The sequence below is a fragment of the Alkalisalibacterium limincola genome, from assembly GCF_008017755.1.
Taxonomy (GTDB): domain Bacteria; phylum Pseudomonadota; class Gammaproteobacteria; order Xanthomonadales; family Xanthomonadaceae; genus Alkalisalibacterium; species Alkalisalibacterium limincola.
In genome coordinates, this window is sequence record NZ_VRTS01000006.1 from 56,067 (window position 1) to 73,192 (window position 17,126).

General features: G+C 68.8%; 16 protein-coding genes, 1 tRNA gene and 2 pseudogenes. 7 read left to right on the forward strand and 12 right to left on the reverse strand.

All coding sequences use genetic code 11. From position 1 onward, the window contains the following. Positions 1-83: 83 nt before the first annotated feature. From FU658_RS16060 to FU658_RS09450, 3 genes and pseudogenes are all read right to left on the reverse strand, one after another. Positions 84-1,471: pseudogene (locus tag FU658_RS16060) on the reverse strand (N-acetylmuramoyl-L-alanine amidase). Positions 1,472-1,570: 99 nt separating this feature from the next. Then, the gene (gene tsaE, locus FU658_RS09445; RefSeq protein WP_147891855.1) at positions 1,571-2,047 is read right to left on the reverse strand and encodes a tRNA (adenosine(37)-N6)-threonylcarbamoyltransferase complex ATPase subunit type 1 TsaE; all 477 of its coding nucleotides are present in this window, start codon (positions 2,045-2,047) and stop codon (positions 1,571-1,573) included. Next, positions 2,044-3,540: an NAD(P)H-hydrate dehydratase gene (locus tag FU658_RS09450; RefSeq protein WP_147891856.1), complete on the reverse strand. Its 1,497-nt coding sequence runs from the start codon at positions 3,538-3,540 to the stop codon at positions 2,044-2,046. Before FU658_RS09450 ends, tsaE begins: the two co-directional genes overlap by 4 nt. Here FU658_RS09450 and queG point away from each other — a divergent pair. Then, the gene (queG, locus tag FU658_RS09455) at positions 3,539-4,621 is read left to right on the forward strand and encodes a tRNA epoxyqueuosine(34) reductase QueG (protein ID WP_147891857.1); all 1,083 of its coding nucleotides are present in this window, start codon (positions 3,539-3,541) and stop codon (positions 4,619-4,621) included. The genes FU658_RS09450 and queG overlap by 2 nt on opposite strands. On the opposite strand, the pseudogene pgi reads toward queG, so the two are convergent. The 6 genes and pseudogenes from pgi to pcnB all read right to left on the reverse strand — a co-directional run bounded on the left by pgi (position 4,622) and on the right by pcnB (position 10,239). Then, a pseudogene (gene pgi / locus FU658_RS09460) lies at positions 4,622-6,141 on the reverse strand (glucose-6-phosphate isomerase). Between the two features lie 12 nt (positions 6,142-6,153). Continuing rightward, a complete protein-coding gene (gene panD, locus FU658_RS09465; protein ID WP_147891858.1) occupies positions 6,154-6,549 on the reverse strand; it encodes an aspartate 1-decarboxylase in 396 nt (131 codons plus the stop codon). Between the two features lie 140 nt (positions 6,550-6,689). Further along, on the reverse strand, positions 6,690-7,538 hold the full coding sequence (panC, locus tag FU658_RS09470; protein WP_147891859.1) for a pantoate--beta-alanine ligase: 849 nt from the start codon (positions 7,536-7,538) through the stop codon (positions 6,690-6,692). A gap of 10 nt (positions 7,539-7,548) precedes the next feature. Further along, on the reverse strand, positions 7,549-8,370 hold the full coding sequence (gene panB, locus FU658_RS09475; RefSeq protein WP_147891860.1) for a 3-methyl-2-oxobutanoate hydroxymethyltransferase: 822 nt from the start codon (positions 8,368-8,370) through the stop codon (positions 7,549-7,551). Positions 8,371-8,395: 25 nt separating this feature from the next. After that, positions 8,396-8,899, reverse strand: coding sequence for a 2-amino-4-hydroxy-6-hydroxymethyldihydropteridine diphosphokinase (gene folK / locus FU658_RS09480; protein ID WP_147891861.1), 504 nt, complete (start codon positions 8,897-8,899; stop codon positions 8,396-8,398). Continuing rightward, on the reverse strand, positions 8,896-10,239 hold the full coding sequence (pcnB, locus tag FU658_RS09485) for a polynucleotide adenylyltransferase PcnB (protein WP_147891862.1): 1,344 nt from the start codon (positions 10,237-10,239) through the stop codon (positions 8,896-8,898). The genes folK and pcnB overlap by 4 nt, the downstream gene beginning before the upstream one ends. Before the next feature lie 165 nt (positions 10,240-10,404). On the opposite strand from pcnB, the gene FU658_RS09490 reads away from it, so the two are divergent. Continuing rightward, positions 10,405-10,480, forward strand: a tRNA-Glu gene (locus FU658_RS09490). Positions 10,481-10,577: 97 nt separating this feature from the next. After that, positions 10,578-10,901: a ferredoxin FdxA gene (gene fdxA, locus FU658_RS09495; protein ID WP_147891863.1), complete on the forward strand. Its 324-nt coding sequence runs from the start codon at positions 10,578-10,580 to the stop codon at positions 10,899-10,901. Between the two features lie 96 nt (positions 10,902-10,997). Here the strand turns inward: fdxA and FU658_RS09500 are convergent, their stop codons facing one another. Continuing rightward, positions 10,998-11,519 carry a hypothetical protein gene (locus FU658_RS09500; RefSeq protein ID WP_147891864.1) on the reverse strand — a complete coding sequence of 174 codons (522 nt, stop codon included), beginning with the start codon at positions 11,517-11,519 and terminating at the stop codon, positions 10,998-11,000. A gap of 26 nt (positions 11,520-11,545) precedes the next feature. After that, complete coding sequence (gene dapA / locus FU658_RS09505; RefSeq protein WP_147891865.1) at positions 11,546-12,457, reverse strand: 4-hydroxy-tetrahydrodipicolinate synthase; 912 nt, start codon at positions 12,455-12,457, stop codon at positions 11,546-11,548. Positions 12,458-12,609: 152 nt separating this feature from the next. Here dapA and FU658_RS09510 point away from each other — a divergent pair, with 152 nt between their 5' ends. From FU658_RS09510 to thiD, 4 genes are all read left to right on the forward strand, one after another. Then, entirely contained in the window at positions 12,610-13,170 is a 561-nt protein-coding gene (locus FU658_RS09510; RefSeq protein WP_147891866.1) for a glycine cleavage system transcriptional repressor, read from the forward strand. 23 nt (positions 13,171-13,193) lie between these two features. Then, positions 13,194-13,667 (forward strand): peroxiredoxin, encoded by a 474-nt coding sequence (locus FU658_RS09515; protein WP_147891867.1) that lies wholly within the window; start codon positions 13,194-13,196, stop codon positions 13,665-13,667. A 121-nt stretch (positions 13,668-13,788) separates the two neighbouring features. Further along, positions 13,789-15,180, forward strand: a complete 1,392-nt coding sequence (locus tag FU658_RS09520) for a PhoH family protein (protein ID WP_147891868.1) — start codon at positions 13,789-13,791, stop codon at positions 15,178-15,180. Between the two features lie 18 nt (positions 15,181-15,198). Further along, positions 15,199-15,984 carry a bifunctional hydroxymethylpyrimidine kinase/phosphomethylpyrimidine kinase gene (gene thiD / locus FU658_RS09525; RefSeq protein ID WP_147891869.1) on the forward strand — a complete coding sequence of 262 codons (786 nt, stop codon included), beginning with the start codon at positions 15,199-15,201 and terminating at the stop codon, positions 15,982-15,984. Between the two features lie 55 nt (positions 15,985-16,039). Here thiD and FU658_RS09530 read toward each other — a convergent pair whose 3' ends face one another. Continuing rightward, positions 16,040-17,044 carry an isocitrate dehydrogenase gene (locus tag FU658_RS09530; protein WP_147891870.1) on the reverse strand — a complete coding sequence of 335 codons (1,005 nt, stop codon included), beginning with the start codon at positions 17,042-17,044 and terminating at the stop codon, positions 16,040-16,042. Positions 17,045-17,126: the final 82 nt, after the last annotated feature.

Below are 17,126 nucleotides of genomic sequence, written 5' to 3' on the forward strand. Positions count from 1 at the left end.
GCCATCATCGGGATGACAGGCGATGATAGCAGTCGCTTGGCAGCCGAATCCGGGGCCCGGGCCGCGTCGGACCGGGAACTCGCTCAGTTCGGTGCGCTGCGCGCCGCCACGGTCGAGGGCGTGCCGCCGCCGGGTGCCACCGGTGCCGGGATGCGCAGGCGGTCGCCCACGCGCACGACGTCGCCGCTGAGGCTGTTGGCCTGGCGCAGCTGGGTCAGGCTGACGTTGTGGCGCATCGCGATCGAGGACAGGGTGTCGCCGCGACCGACCACGTATTCGCGCGGACCGGGCATGCCCTGGCGTGCCGCCAGCAGGGTTCCCGGCGGCGGTTGCTGGGTGAAGAAGACACGGATTCCGTCGACCACGGCCGAGGACAGCGCGCGCTGGTGGCCCGGGTCGTTGAGCTTGCGCTCCTCCTCCGGGTTGGAGATGAATGCGGTCTCGACCAGCATCGAGGGCACGTCGGGCGAGCGCAGCACGACGAAATTCGCGCGCTCCACCTGCGGCTTGTGGGTCTTGCCGACGCGCTTGAGGGCCTCGAGCACCTGGTTGGCGGCGTCTTCGGAGGCACGCATCGTGGCGCTCTGCGACAGGTCCAGGAGCACCGCGGCAAGGGTGTTGTCCTTGTCGTCGAGCTTGACCCCGCCGACCAGGTCGCCGCGTTCTCGCTGCTGGCCAGCCAGCGCGCGGCCTCCGAGGAGGCACCACGCTGCGAGAGCACGTAGACGCTCGAGCCCGCGGCCGTGGGCCGGTTGAACGCGTCGGCGTGGATCGAGACGAACAGGTCCGCCTGGGCCTCGCGTGCCTTGCGGTAGCGCTCCTGCAGCGGGATGAAGTAATCGCCGGTGCGGATGAGGACCGCACGCATGCCCGGCTCGGCATCGATCTGCCGGGCGAGCTCCTGCGAGATCGCCAGCGTGATGTTCTTCTCCCAGCTGCCACTGGCACCGCGCGCGCCGGGGTCCCGACCCCCATGCCCGGCGTCGATCGCGATGACCACGTCGCGCTGCCCGTCGGGCATCACGTCCTCGATCGTGCGCACCGCGGCCGAGGCGGTGTCGCTGGAGCCGGCCGGGTGGAGTTCGACCACCAGCCGGTGGCCCTGGCCCTGCCCCGGTGGGATCAGGTAGGAACGCGGGCTGACGTTGTCGGCCAGGTCGAGCACCACGCGCAGCTGGTTGGGCTCGGGCCGGCCGGTGCGCACATTGCCGACCACGCCGGTGACCGGACCGGGCGAGAAGCCCGCGGCGAGTTCGGCACCGCTGAAATCCAGGACCAGACGGGACGGATTCTCGAGCACGAAGACCCGGTAGTCGGGTTGCCGCGAAAGGGTGAATTCGACGCGCGTGTGGGATTGCGACTCCAGCAGGCTGACCGCCCGCAGCTCGCCACCCGCCTGCGCCACACCGATGCCACCGAGCATCGGCAGCAGCAGCAACACACACGCGATTCGGGAGATCAGGCGGGCCATGGGGCCGATGAAACCGCAGACGGGCGGGAAAATCAAGACTTTTCCCTTTTTAATCCGCTACCTGCCCTACCTTCCTAAAAGAAATATGAGAAAGCAGCGCTAGCTGAACTCGCGCTTTACCACGTCGACCCATTCCGCCCCCGCCGCACTGCACGGCAGCAACCGGGCCCGGCGCGCCTCGCCGTCGACGCCGAGCTCGAGCATCAGGTCGCAGGCCGGCAGGGCACCCTCGCCCCGCTCGGGCCACTCCACCAGCCACAGGTCGGCCTCGGCGTGGAGGTCGTCGAGCCCCAGGAAGTCCAGCTCGCCGGGATCGGCCAGCCGGTAGAGGTCCATGTGCACCGCTTCGCCCCGCGCCAGGGGGTAGCGCTCGACCAGCGTATAGGTGGGGCTGCGCACCGGGCCCTGCACGCCAAGTCCGCGCAGCATGGCGCGTGCCAGCGTCGTCTTGCCCGCGCCCAGGTCGCCGCGCAGGAACACGATCGCGGGCACCGGCCGGGACCGGGCCAGGCAGGTGCCGAGGCGCTCGGTGGCTTCGGCATCGGGCAGCCGGAAGCTGCAACTTGCATCGTTCACGTCCCGCCGTCCTCCCGGAGTTGCGGATTGGCCAGCCGGCGAATATGCGGCATCAGGTCGAGCGCGAGCAGCCCGCGCTCGCCCTCGCTCGCCGCCCGGTCGCCGGCGCAGGCGTGCAGGAGCGTTCCGCAGACAGCGGCATCCCAGGGCTGGAGTCCCTGCGCAAGCAGGCCGGCGATCACGCCGGCCAGGACATCTCCCATCCCGCCGACAGCCATTCCCGGGTTTCCGGCATCGATGACCGCAGCGGCCTGTCCCTCGGTGGCCACGATGCTGCCGGGCCCCTTGAGCACCACCACCGCATCGAACCGGGCCGCCAGTGTCTGCGCCGCGGTGAAGCGGTCGACTTCGATGTCGGCGACGCCACACTCGAGCAGTCGCGCGGCCTCGCCGGGATGCGGTGTCAGCACGCACTTCGACGGCAGCGCATGGCCCGTCTCCGCCAGCAGGTTCAGGCCATCCGCATCGACCACGCACGGCCGGCCCGATGCCAGCGCCGAGTGCCACAACCCGCGTGCCCAGTCCCCGCGCCCCAAACCCGGGCCCAGCGCCAGCACGTCGGCAGCCTCGAGCAGGGCATCGAACTCGTCCTGGCCATCCACGCTTCGCGCCATGACCTCGGGACGCGCGGCCAGCAGCGCGGTGACGTGGGCGGGCCGCGTCGCCACCAGGACCAGGCCGCTGCCGCACCGCAGCGCCGCCTCGGCACACAGCCGGATGGCGCCGCCGAAACCATGGTCGCCGCCGATGCACAGGACACGGCCGTGATCACCCTTGTGCGCCTCGCGCCGACGCGGCTGCAACCATCGCGCCAGCGCCGCCTGCCGGTAACGCACCGCGGCGGGCGACTGCCCGGAGAACACGGCCTGCGGAAGGCCAAGGGGCGCGTGCGAGCGCTCGCCCGACAGCCACCTCCCCGCCCCGGTCTCCAAGCCCTGCTTGCCGGCGATGAAGCTCACCGTGGCCGTGGCGCGTACCGCATCCCCTGGCGCACTGCCCCGGTCGGCATCGACGCCGGAGGGGACATCAAGGGCAAGCACCGGTTTGCCGCTGCCGTTGAGCATGCCGATCAGCTGGGCCACCGCGCCCTCGGGCGGTCGGTCCAGGCCGGTGCCCAGCAGCGCGTCGACCCACACGTCGATGTCGCCCGGCACCGCGGCGTCCGGCCCGGCGACCAGGCCATCGATCGCCGACCAGTCCGCCGCGGCCTTCATGGCCGTGGGCGCACGGGCCGGGCCGCTGGCGACCAGGTGCACCGGGAAACCGGCCGAACGCGCCAGACGCGCCAGCACGTAGCCGTCGCCACCGTTGTTGCCTGGCCCGCAGGCCACGCCGATCCGCCTGGCGCCCGGCCAGCGCCGCCGCAGCACGGCCCAGGCAGCCTCGCCGGCACGCTTCATCAACGTGTAGGCGGGGATCTCGAGCGCTTGCGTCGCGTGCCGGTCGATGGCGCGTGACTGCTCGGCGCGGTAGAGGTCGAAGGCATCGGACATGCGCGGATTCTATACTCGCCCGATGGCCGATACCTTCGACTACGTTGCGCTCAAGCTCAAGATCCGGCAGTGGAGCGCGGAACTGGGCTTCCAGGACATGGGCGTGGCCGGCATCGAGCTGGCCGAGGACGAACGGCACCTGATGGACTGGCTGGCCCGGGAACAGCATGGCGAGATGGAATACATGGCCCGCCACGGCACCAAGCGCGCCCGGCCCGCGGAGCTGCAGCCGGGCACGCTGCGCGTGGTGTCGGTGCGCATGGACTACGGCGACGGCGACGATGACGCCGCGTGGGACACGCTGGCCGACGGTTCGCGCGCCTACGTGGCCCGCTACGCCCTGGGCCGCGACTACCACAAGCTGATGCGCAACCGGCTGCAGAAGCTGGCCGAACGCGTGGCCGGCGAGGTCGGTCCGTTCGGCTACCGCGCCTTCGTGGATTCCGCACCGGTGCTCGAGCGTGCGTTGGCACGCAATGCCGGGCTGGGATGGATCGGCAAGAACGCCTGCGTGATCAACCGCGGGGCCGGCAGCTGGTTCTTCCTCGGGGAGCTCTACACCGACCTGCCACTGCCCATCGATCCGCCGGCCAGTGCGCATTGCGGCACCTGCTCGCGCTGCATCGATGTTTGCCCGACCCGCGCGATCGTGGCCCCGAACCGCATCGACGCACGCCGCTGCATCAGCTACCTCACCATCGAGCTGCGCGGATCGATCCCGGAGGAGTTCCGGGAGGCGATCGGCAACCGGATATTCGGTTGCGACGACTGCCAGCTGATCTGCCCCTGGAACAAGTTCGCCCGGCACCACGGCAGCGACGACTTCAGCCCACGCCACGGGCTCGACCAGGCATCGCTGGTGGAGCTGTTCGCGTGGAGCGAAGCGGATTTCCTGGAGCGCACGCAGGGCTCGGCGATCCGCCGCACCGGCTACACCGGCTGGCTGCGCAACATCGCGGTGGGGTTGGGCAACGCGCCGGGCAGCGAGGACGTGCTGGCGGCGCTGCGCTCGCGCAGCGACCACCCCGACCCCGTCGTTCGCGAGCACGTGGCGTGGGCGCTGGCGCGCCACGCCGCCTGATCAGTCGCGCAAGCGCCGCACCTGCGCCAGCAGGCCCGCCGTGACCGGATCATCGACCGCACCCGCCTCGTCGGCCAGGTGCGGCAGCAGGCCGGCGGCGAGGCGCTTGCCCAGTTCCACGCCCCATTGGTCGAAAGCGTTGATGTCGAGCAGGACCGCCTGCAGGTAGACGCTGTGCTCGTACAACGCCAGCAGGGCACCGAGCGAGCGAGCGTCGAGGCGCTCGAGCAGGATGACCGTGGACGGCGGCCACCCGGATAGTTGCGGTGCGGATCCTCGCAGGCCTCGCCGTCGGCCAGCGCCTGGGCCTGGGCCAGCAGGTTGGCCAGGACGATGTCGTGGCTTCCGGGATGGGCATGGTCCGGGTTCACCACGCCGATGAAATCAACCGGCACCACGTCGGTGCCCTGGTGCAGCGACTGGAAGAAGCTGTGCTGCACGTCGCTGCCCGCGCCGCCCCAGACCACCGGCCCGGTCGCCAGTTCCGAGGGCGCGCCGGAGACGGTGACCGACTTGCCCAGGCTTTCCATGACCAGCTGTTGCAGGAAATCCGGCAACAGGCGCAGGCGCTCGTCGTAGGGGATCACCGCCTGGGTGTCCAGGCCCAGCGCGTTGCGGTTCCAGACCGCGACCAGGGCATGCCGGACCGCGAGGTTGTCGACGACGTCGCTGCCGTGGACGTGGGCATCCATTTGCGCAGCGCCGGCCAGCAACTCGTCGAAAGCGGCGTTGCCCAAGCGCAGGGCGATCGCCAGCCCCACCGCCGACCACAGGGAATAGCGGCCCCCGACCCAGTCCCACATGGGAAGGACGTGCCCGGGGGCCACGCCGAATTCCGCCGCGCGCCGTGTGTTCGCGCTCACCGCGTAGAGGCGCTCGCCCGCGCCCTCGCCCATCCAGTCGCGAACGATGCGTGCGTTGGTCAGGGTTTCCTGCGTGGTGAAGCTCTTGGACACGACGATCGCGGCAGTGAGCGTGGGATCCAGGCGCGAGAGCAGGCGCGAGACGGCATGGCCATCGACGTTGGACAGGAAATGCACCGCAAGCCCGCCATCGCCCCCCAGTGCGTCGACCACCAGCCTGGGCCCGAGGTCGGAGCCGCCGATGCCGATGCTGATGACGTCGGTGAGACCACTGGCCCGGATGCGATCCACCAGCCCGGCCATGTTCCGACGCGAGGCCGTCGCCGTCGCGTGGGCCTCGCGTGATGCCGCACTGGCTTCGGGATCGCCGCGAAGCGCGGTGTGCAGGGCGGATCGTCCTTCCGTCGTGTTGACGCGTTCACCCGCGAACAGCCGCCGTATGGCGCCGGGCAGGTCGAGCTCACCGGCGATGTCGAGCAGCGCGGCCATGGCCTCGCGGTCCAGGCGCTGTCGCGCGAAGCTCACATGCAGCCCCGATGCCTGGAGGCTCATCGCCTGTGCACGATCGGGATCGGCGGCGATCAGTTCACGCAGCGGCCGGTCGACGACACGGGCGGCGTGGGGAATGAGTGACTGGATGCGCGCCTTCCCTTGCACGGCCCGGCCCGGTCAGGCCGCTTCGGCCGAGCCCATCTGGGGCGGGATCGAGTCGTTGGTGTGGGTCATGCGGTTCTCGCGGTCGACATAGACCAGCGTCGGCTTGAACTTCGCCATTTCGGCCTCGTCGAGCGTGCCGTAGGCGCAGATGATGATCAGGTCGCCCGGACTGGCCAGGTGCGCGGCGGCACCGTTGACCGAAATCACCCCGGAACCCTCTTCGCCGCGGATGGCGTAGGTCACGAAGCGCTCGCCGTTGTTGATGTTGTAGATGTGCACCTGCTCGTACTCGCGGATGCCGGAGATGTCGAGCAGGCGACCGTCGATGGCGCACGAGCCTTCATAGTGCAGCTCGGCGTGGGTCACGCTGGCGCGATGGATCTTGGCCTTGAGGACATTGAGTTGCATGCAGGGCTCCGGCGGCCTCGGGCCGCGTGGATGCCGGACGCTCCAGTGGGGCGTCGGCCGAATCGGGGTGGGCTCAATAGTGCAGTTTAGGAACGCGGCTTGCGCAGTGCAACATCAGTCGCCCGGCGTTTGCCGCCGGTTCAGCCCGCATCCAGCGCCAGGTTGTCGATCAGCCGGGTGTTGCCGAGCCGGGCCGCAGCCAGCACGATCAGGCTGGACTCCGCCGCGTCGGCGGGCTGGCCCAGGTCCAGGCGGCGGATCGAAACGTAGTCGACCTCGAAGCCGGCCGCGGCCAGCCTCTGCGCCGCCTCGCGCTCCAGCACCTCCGGCGACCCTCCCCCGGGCGCCCGGGAGCGGACCCACTGCAGGACCTGGTGCAACGTCGCGGCGCGCTCGCGCTCCGGGGCCGACAGGTACTGGTTGCGCGAGCTCATCGCCAGTCCGTCGGGTTCGCGCCGGGTCTCCCCCGCCACGATGCGGATCGGGAAGGCCAGGTCGCGCACCAGGTAGTGGATGACCTGGAGTTGCTGGTAGTCCTTGGCACCGAACACCGCCACGTCGGGCCGGACCATGTTGAAGAGCCGCGCCACCACCGTGGCCACTCCATCGAAGTGACCGGGTCGATGGGCGCCATCGAGCAGGTCGGTGATGCCCGGGACGCGCACACGCACGCAGCCCTCCGGGCCGTAGGGATACATGGTCTGGACCGACGGCATGAACAGCGCGTCGCAGCCGACGCGCTCCAGCCCCTCCGCATCGGCCTGCGGGGTGCGTGGGTAGCGAGCGAAGTCCTCGTTGGGCCCGAACTGGGTCGGGTTGACGAAGATGCTGGCGACCACCCGGTCGGCCTCCCGGCGCGCGCGCTCGACCAGGGAATGGTGGCCTGCGTGCAGGTTGCCCATCGTCGGCACGAAGCCGATCACCTGCCCCTCGCGACGCCACCCGGACACCAGCGCCTCGAGCTGCTCGAGTTTCTTCACCTGTTGCATCGGGCCTTTCTCAGTAGATGTGTTCCGGGCCCGGGAAGCGCCGCTCGCGCACCGCGGTGGCGTAGGCCTCCACGGCGCCGTGCACCGACCCGCCCTCGGCGAGGAAATCCTTGACGAAGCGCGGCCGCCTGCCCTGGCCCAGGCCAAGCAGGTCATGCAGCACCAGGATCTGTCCGTCGCAGTCGATGCCCGCCCCGATGCCGATGGTCGGGATGTCGAGTGCGCCGGTGATACGGGCCGCCAGCGTGGCCGGCACGCATTCGAGCACCAGCAACGAAGCACCCGCCTCCTGAACGGCCCGGGCATCCTCGAGCAACTTCTCCGCTGCCGCCTCCTCCTTGCCCTGCACCCGGTAGCCGCCCAGCCGCAGCACCGATTGCGGGGTCAGGCCCAGGTGGGCGCAGACCGGGATCTCGCGCTCGCTCAGGTGGTGGATGGTGTCGAGCTTGAAACCCGCGCCTTCGAGCTTGACCATCGCCGCGCCGGCCTGGAGGAAACGCGTGGATGCAGCGAGCGCCAGCTGCGGACTCGCATCGGCCTGGAACGGGAGGTCGCTCACCAGCAGCGCCGAGCGCAGGCCACGCGCCACGCAAGCGGTGTGGTAGCTGATGTCGTCCACGCTGACCGGCAGGGTGCTGCCGTGGCCCTGGACGACCATGCCCAGTGAATCCCCCACCAGCACGAGGTCCACGCCTGCGGCATCGAGCGCGGCGGCAAAGCCGGCGTCGTAGGCGGTCAGGGCCACGATCGCCTGCCTCTTGGACTTCATGCGGCGCAGCCCGGGAACGGTGACCGGGTCGCGCTGCGGCGTTTCGGATTCTCCGGCGTACATGGCAGGGTCCGTGGGTTCGGGAGACCTAAGGTAAGGCCTGCACGCCTTCGGCATCCAGCCCGGCCAGCAAATCCGACACGCGACCCCGACCCGGAATGGTCAACCCGGGCGCCAGCTCCGCCAACGGGGCCAGCACGAAGGCACGCTCGTGGAGCCTCGGATGCGGAACGCTCAGGCCGGGCCTGTCTACGCATGCATCGCCGTAGAGCAGCAGGTCCAGGTCGAGCGTGCGCGGCCCCCAGCGCAGTGCGCCAGGCGCATCGCGGTCGCGCCCGCAGGCCAGTTCGGTATCCAGCAGCGCACGCATCAGGCGGTCGGCCGGCAATCGCGTGTCCAACTCGCACACCGCGTTGAGGTAGGCCGGCTGTGGAACCGGGCCCCAGGCGGGTGTGCGGTAGTTGCGCGAGCAGCGCAGCAGGCGGGTGCCGGGCAGCGCGTCGAGCAGCCCCAGGGCACGCTGGAACGTCGCGGCGACATCGTCGAGGTTGCCGCCCAGGCCGACCCAGGCCGACACGGACGCCGGGTTCATTCCTGCCGGTCGCCGGAACCGCTTCCGCTGGCGTCGCGACGGCGACGGCGCCGGCGCCGCTTCGGCGCGCCCGCGCTGGCCTTGCCGTCGGGTGCCGATGACAAGCGTTCGGCCAGCGCTTCCTGAGGCAGGCCCTGTGCCTCGCGCCAGAAATCGACATCATCGGAGAGTTCGGGGGCGGCTTCCTGGCGCAGTTCGAGGAAGTCGAACGCGGCGCGGAAACGCGGATGGGCGAGCGTGCGGAACACCCGCTTGCGCTGGCGCAGCGCGAAGCGTGGCTGCATCAGCCAGATTTCCTGCATCGGGATCGAGAAGCGGCGCGGCAGCGCGATCAGGTGCGCCTGATGGACGCTGACGCGATCCGCGGCACGCTGCTGCGCCTGTACCAGGTCGACACCCTGCGATTGCAGCCGCGCGAGTTCGCGACAGAACGCCGGCCACAGCAACACCGCGAACAGGAAGGCGGGCGTGACCGGCTTGTCCTCGTGCACGCGCTGGTCGGTATTGGCCAGGCCCCGCAACACCATCGCGCGCAACGCGCCATTGGAGTTGCTCGCCAGTGCCGCCGCGCTTTCCGGGAACAGCACCTTGAACAGGCCATGCTGCTCGAGGCCAAGGAACCCTTTGTGCGCATGGCCGGAGAGGAACAGCTTCAGGCTCTCGTCGAACAGACGCGCGGGTGCCGCCGTGGACAGCAGCGCGGCCAGCTTGGGCATCGGCGCCGCGGCAGCCGGGTCGACCTCGAAGCCGAGCTTGGCCGCCAGGCGCACCGCGCGCAGCATGCGCACCGGATCCTCGCGATAGCGCAGTTCCGGCTCGCCGATCAGGCGCATCACCCGTTGGCTGACATCGTCGAAACCACCGGTGTAGTCGCGGACGGAAAAGTCCTCGACGGTGTAGTAAAGCGCGTTCGCGGTGAAGTCGCGGCGGATCGCATCGTCTTCGATGGTGCCGTAGACGTTGTCGCGCACCAGCCGCCCGTCCTCGAGTTCGCGGCCACCGGTGCCGTCGTCGTCGTTGGCACGGAAGGTCGCCACCTCGATGATGTCGCGCCCGTACATGACATGCGCCAGGCGGAAGCGGCGGCCGATCAGTCGGCAGTTGCGGAACAGCGACTTGACCTGCTCGGGCGTGGCATTGGTGGCGACGTCGAAGTCCTTCGGGTGGCCGCCGACCAGGAGGTCGCGCACGGCACCGCCGACGAGGTAGGCGCTGAAGCCGGCCTCGTTGAGCTTGTAAAGCACGCGCAGTGCATTGGCGCTGATGTCCTTGCGCGAGATGCAGTGCTGCTCACGGGGGATGACGCGCAGCTCGAATTGGGGCTGGGTTGATTCGCTCATGGGTGCGGCACCGGCCGCAGCGGTTCCTTTCGCTGGTCGTGCGACGCGTCTCCCGGGCTTGCCGGGACCTGACCGGTCGCGTGGAATCTTCTGGGTCCAAAAACCGTTGCCAAACGGCCGGACAGCCCCCTATACTACGCGCTTTAGTTGTTCCGCACCAAACCTGCTCCCTTCGTCTAGTGGCCTAGGACGTCGCCCTCTCAAGGCGAAAACACGAGTTCGAACCTCGTAGGGAGCGCCAAATTCCAGAGAGCCCGGCCCGCAAGGCCGGGCTTTTTCTTTTCCCGCCCCCGGGGTGCCGCTAGAATGTCGGCCCGCACCTTGCTTCCGGAGCCGCCATGCCCTTCGTCGTCGTCGAGAACTGCATCCGCTGCAAGTACACCGACTGCGTCGAGGTGTGCCCGGTGGACTGCTTCCACGAAGGGCCGAACTTCCTGGTGATCGACCCGGTGGAGTGCATCGACTGCACCCTGTGCGAACCCGAATGTCCCGCCAATGCGATCTTTCCGGAGGACGACGTTCCCGCCGGACAGGAGCACTTCATCGAGCTCAACGCCGAGTTGTCGAAGGAATGGCCGGTGCTGGCGACGCGCAAGGATCCGCCCGAGGATGCCGCCGAGTGGGATGGAAAGCCGAACAAGCTCCCTGAGCTCAAGCGTTGAGGACTGCCGGCGACCCCTCCGACCGGTGAAACGAAAAAGGCGGCCGATTGGCCGCCTTTTCCATTCCGTGTCGCGCCGTCGGCCGGCGCGTCGAACTCAGCCCAGGCGCTGGCGCAGCAGTCCGAGCAACTCGGTGGCCGCACCGGTGCCCACTGCCTGGCCGGCCGCGTTCACGGCGGTGACCGTCGAGGTGTCGCCCTGCCCCTGCTGCACGCGCACCAGGAAGCTCTCGCCCCGGTACTGCACCTCGTAGCTGCCCAGCAACTGCGCGCGGTTGGTGATGGTGACGCCATCGATCCGATCCAGTGCAAGACCGACACGGCGCCAGGCCTCGCCTGCGGAGTCGGCCACTTCGAAGCTCGACACCGCGGCACCCGCCTGCGCCTGCTGCGCGCCAGCCGGTGCGCGCCGTGCCTGGACGTCGGCGACTGTCGGCATCTGCATCGACGGATCCACGGCGGGCGTGGTGAGGTCGGGCGGGACTTCCAGCGGACGGGTCTCGCGGCTGCCTTCGTAGCCGGTGCTGGCACGGAACCAACCGCAGCCTGATGTCACGACGACGCTGGTGGCCAGGCCGGCAACGAGCAGGCGGCGGACGATATGGCTGGAACGGGTCATTGATTTCTCCTTGGGAGGTCGCAGGCTCAGGCCTGCGACCGGGATGCTGCGAGGATACTGGACTCCAGCGCCCTGACCTGCGACGCCGTCGCGTCGGCCAGTTCGCCATGGGCCGTCGACAGGGTCAGCAGCGGCAGCCTGAGGCCCTGTCCAAGGCCGAGACGCTGCAGCAGCGCCTTGACCGGAGTCGGGTTCGGTTCGATACCGAGGAAACGGTACAGCCCGGCAAGCTCCGCATCCAGAGCCGCAGCTGAATCGCGCTCACCGGCAGCCATCTGCGCGCAGATGCGCGCGAAGGCCGCCGGGACGACATTGGATGCCACCGAGATCACGCCGTCGAAGCCCTCGCCCATCGCCTGGACGAAGCTCGGATCGTCGCCGCTGAGCAGGCTGAAGCCCTGCGGACGGATCTCGACAAGCGCCCGGATGCGCTGGATGTCGGACACGGCTTCCTTGAAGGCGACGATGCCCGGATGAGAGGCCAGCTCGGCCACTGTCTCCGGCAGCAGGTCCACGCCCGAGCGCGGCGGCACGTTGTAAAGCACCACCGGAAGGCCGCCTTCGTCTGCCACCGCACGGTAGTGCGCCAGGAGGCCGGCCTGGGTGGGACGCACGTAGGGTGGCGTGACCACCAGCGCGGCATCGGCCCCCAGGGCGGCGGCGCGGCGGGTCAGCGCAACCGTCTTGCTGGTATTGGACTGCCCCGTGCCGGCCAGCACCCGCATGCGGCCGGAGGCTTGCTTGACCGCCGCGGAGAGCAGCGCGTCGTACTCATCCTCGGAAAGCGCCGTGGCCTCCCCGGTCGATCCGGCAACGACGATGCCGGCGCTGCCCGCCTGCAGCTGCGCGGCGATGAGCGTCTCGTACGCGGGGAGGTCGATGGCCCCGTTGGCGTCGAACGGGGTGGCGAGTGCAGTGATGCTGCCGTGCAGATGCAAGAGGAATGGCCCTTCGAGGCGTGGGAAGGCGGGCGTCGTGCGCCACCGCCGTTGCGACGGGATGTTACTTGCGGGCCCGAAGCGGTGGCAAGTATGCTGGCCCCGACCGTGCGCGGTCCGCCGCGCCCCCGATTTGAGCAAGAAGACACGCTTTGAGCGAACAGCCTCCCCGTCCGAGCCCCAACGAAAACCACCTGCTGATCAGCGCCTACGCCAAGCATCCGGACAATCCGCTGCTGGCGGTCACCCGGCGCATCAACGACAGCGGATGCAACCTCTCCGACGCACGCCTGTCCACCGTGGGCTGCGACGTCTCGGTCACCGCACTGGCCACCGGCTCATGGGATGCGGTCGCCAAGCTCGAGTCGATGCTGGCCCGCGCCGAGCGCGAGGACGGGTTCAAGCTGGTGTATTACCGCACCGGCCCCAAGCCGTCGCAGGGCAACCTGCTGCCCTACATCGTGGAAGTGATCGCGGCCGACAAGCCGGGCATCCTCTACCAGCTGGCGGATTTCTTCGATCGCCAGGGCATCAGCGTCGAAAGCCTGCACTCCTCGCGCTACCGCGCGATGCAGACCGGCGCGGACATGTTTTCCGCCCAGGTGACGATCGGCATACCCGCCGAGATGCACATCGCGGGCCTGCGTGACGATTTCCTCGAGTTCTGCGACCACCTCAACCTCGACGCCATCATGGACCCGATGAAGTTCTGAACCGCCGACAGGAGGCATCGAACGTGGCCCAAAGCCCCAAGCGCGTCCCCGACCTGGAGTTCACCCTCGGAACCGGCGAGACCCGCAGCTTCGCCGACTACGCCGGAAAGTGGCTGGTGCTGTACTTCTACCCGAAGGACTCCACGCCAGGCTGCACCAAGGAATCCGTGGCCTTCAGCGAGATGCTCCCGCAGTTCAAGCGCGCCGGCGCGAACATCCTGGGCGCTTCGCGCGATTCGCAGCGCTCGCACCAGAACTTCACCGAGAAGCAGGGACTGAAGTTCGACCTCGTCTCCGACACCGACGAGGCGGTGTGCAACGCGTTCGGCGTCATCCAGGAAAAGACCCTGTACGGGCGCAAGTACATGGGCATCGTCCGCTCCACGTTCCTGATCGACCCCGACGGCAACATCCGCGAGACCTGGCAGCCGGTGAAGGTTCCCGGCCATGCCGAGGCCGTCCTCGACGCGCTCAAGCAGCACAAGAAGGCCCAGTGAGTCCATCCACCCCGCGACACCGCCACCGGGCCGGCCACGGCCTCCGGTGCCTTCGTCGTGCCCGTGTCACCTGCCTGCAACACACTCGTATCGTTCACACCGCCAACGCCAGGAAGGTCCGATGACCCGAAGCAAGCGCATCTACGTGCTCGACACCAACGTGCTGATGCACGACCCGACCGCGATCTACCGGTTCGAGGAACACGACGTCTTCATCCCGATGATGGTCCTGGAGGAACTCGACGCGGCCAAGAAGGGCCAGTCCGAAGTGTCACGAAACGCCCGCCAGGTCAGCCGTTTCATCAACGAGCTGATCGTGACCGACGGCACCGACAAGATCGGGACCGGCCTGAGCCTGGACCGGCCCGATGCGATCAAGCTCGGTGCCGGCAGCGGCAAGCTGCTGTTCCAGACCCAGCCGGTGGCCGTGGACCGCAAGTTCGGGACGGTGCTGCCCGACAACCAGATCCTGGCCTCGATCCTGGCGCTGTGCGAGGCCAACCCGGATGTGCCGGTGGTGCTGGTGTCCAAGGACATCAACCTGCGCATCAAGGCCGCGATCTGCGGCGTGGATGCCGAGGACTACGAGAACGACCGGGCGCTGGACGATTTCAGCCTGCTCTACTCCGGCTACAACGAGCTCGACGAGGACTTCTGGGAAAGCCACAAGGACAGCCTCAAGAGCTGGACCGACAAGGGCCGGACCTATTACGAGATCGCCACGGGCGAGAACGAGCAATGGCATCCGAACGAGTTCGTCTACCTGCCCGGGGACGAGTCGGTCGAGCTGCGCGTGGTCGAGCACACCGGCGACAAGGCCGTGCTGCAGATCGTCGACGACTACCGCAGCAACCAGCACGCGGTGTGGGGCATCCTGGCGCGCAACCGCGAGCAGAACTTCGCGCTCAATGCGCTGATGGACCCGGAGATCGACTTCGTCACGCTGCTGGGCACCGCCGGCACCGGCAAGACCCTGCTCGCCCTGGCGGCCGGTCTGGCGCAGACCCTGGACCAGCAGCGTTACCGCGAGATCATCATGACCCGTGCCACGGTCAGCGTAGGCGAGGACATCGGCTTCCTGCCCGGCACCGAAGAGGAAAAGATGACGCCGTGGATGGGCGCGCTGACCGACAACCTGGAAGTGCTCACCCACAACCAGGAAGGCGGCACCTGGGGCCGCCAGGCCACCAACGACCTGCTGGCCAGCCGGATCAAGATCCGTGCGATGAACTTCATGCGCGGGCGCACGTTCCTGAGCCGGTGGCTGATCATCGACGAGGCCCAGAACCTCACGCCCAAGCAGATGAAGACGCTGATCACCCGTGCCGGCCCCGGCACCAAGATCGTCTGCCTGGGCAACGTCGAGCAGATCGACACGCCCTACCTGACCGAAACGACGTCGGGCCTGACATTCGCGGTCGACCGATTCGCCAAGTGGAAGCACAGCGCCCACATCTCGCTCAAGCGTGGCGAGCGCTCGCGCCTGGCCGACTTCGCCTCCGAGGCGCTGTAGGGCCATGGTGCGCGCGGCATCGGTACTCACCATGCCGGATCGGACTCCGGCGGTGGTGCGGGCATCCAGGCCGACCTGAAGACGTTCGCCGCGCACGGCCTGCACGGGCTCAGCGTGATCGCGGCGCTGACGGCCCAGAACACGCGCGGCGTCACTGCCGTGCACGTGCCTCCGCTGGAGTTCCTGGGTGCCCAGATCGACGCCTGCTTCGAGGACTTCGACGTGCGCGCGGTGAAACTGGGCATGCTGGCCAATGCCGCGGTGATCGAGGCGGTGGCCGATGCGCTCGAGCGGCACCGGCCGAAGCACCTCGTCGTCGACCCGGTGATGGTCGCCACTTCCGGCGCCCGCCTGCTGGAGGCCGATGCGCTGGACGCGCTGCGCGAGCGCCTGCTGCGGATCGCGACGCTGGTCACGCCCAACATCCCGGAGGCCGAACTGCTGCTGGGCAAGGCCATCGACGCGGAATCCGCCGAGGCCGCCGTGGTCGAACTGCTCGGCTTCGGCTGTCCTGCGGTGCTGCTCAAGGGCGGGCACATCGGGGAAGGCCCGATGATCGACCGGCTGCAGGATGGCGACGCGCTGCACGAGTTCGAGCACGAGCGCCTGGCCGTGGAAGGCCACGGCACCGGATGCACCCTGGCATCGGCGATCGCGGCGAACCTGGCCCTGGGGCTGTCGCTTGCCGACGCCTGCGGCGAGGCGGCGGACTACGTGCACGGGGCACTGAGGCACGCCTATCGCCCCGGTCGCGGCACGGTCGCCGTACTCGACCACTTCTGGCGCCTGCGCTCCGGGGATTGAACGAAGGAAGGGGCGCCATGGGCGCCCCTTCCGCGACACTCCCGGGCTGTCGCGCTCAGACGCGGCTGGCGATCGCCTTGGCAAAGCCCATCGTGTTGCCGCTGCCGCCCAGGTCGGGGGTCAGGTTGTCCTTCGCTTCCATCGTCGCCACGATGGCGGCGCGCAGGCGCCTGGACTCGTCGAGCTTCTCCATGTGGTCGAGCATCTGCGCGGCCGCCAGCATCAGCGCCACGGGATTGGCGACGCCCTGGCCGGCGATGTCCGGCGCCGAACCGTGGACGGCCTCGAAGATGGCGCAGTCGTGGCCGATGTTCGCGCCCGGCGCCAGGCCCAGGCCGCCGACGAGACCGGCGCACAGGTCGGAGACGATGTCCCCGAACAGGTTGGTGGTGACGATCACGTCGAACTGCTCGGGACGCATCACCAGCTGCATGCAGGTGTTGTCCACGATCATCTCGTTGCACTCGATGTCCGGGTACTCGGCGGCCAGCTCGCGGGCCACCTTCAGGAACAGGCCCGACGTGGTCTTGAGGATGTTCGCCTTGTGCACGACGGTCACCTTCTTGCGACCGATCCGGCGCGCCATCTCGAAGGCGTAGCGCACGATGCGCTCGGACCCCTTGCGCGTCACCACCTGCTGCAACGTGGCCACTTCGCCATCCTCGGAAAGGGTCTGACCCTCGCCGATGTAGGCGCCCTCGGTGTTCTCGCGCACCGTGATCAGGTCGATGTTCTCGTAGCGCGAGCGGGTGTTCGGGAACGTGATGGCCGGACGCACGTTGGCGTAGAGGTCGAAATGCTTGCGAAGCTGCACGTTGATCGAGCTGAAACCACCTCCGACCGGCGTGGTCAGCGGGCTCTTGAGCGCGATCGCATTGCGCTTGATCGCTTCCAGCGTGGCCGCCGGCAGCAGCTCGGCGTGCTTGTCCAACGCCACCATGCCGGCGTCGACGTACTCGTACTCGAGGTTCGCGCCGAGCGCGTCCAGGACGTGCAGCGTGGCCTCCATGATCTCCGGGCCGATGCCGTCGCCGCTGATGACCGCGATCTTCTGCTTCATAAAGGGATTTCCGTGTTTCAGGCGGGGAAAGGGTGGCGGCAATGACCGCCACAAATCCGTTCAATTATGCCTGAAATGCCCC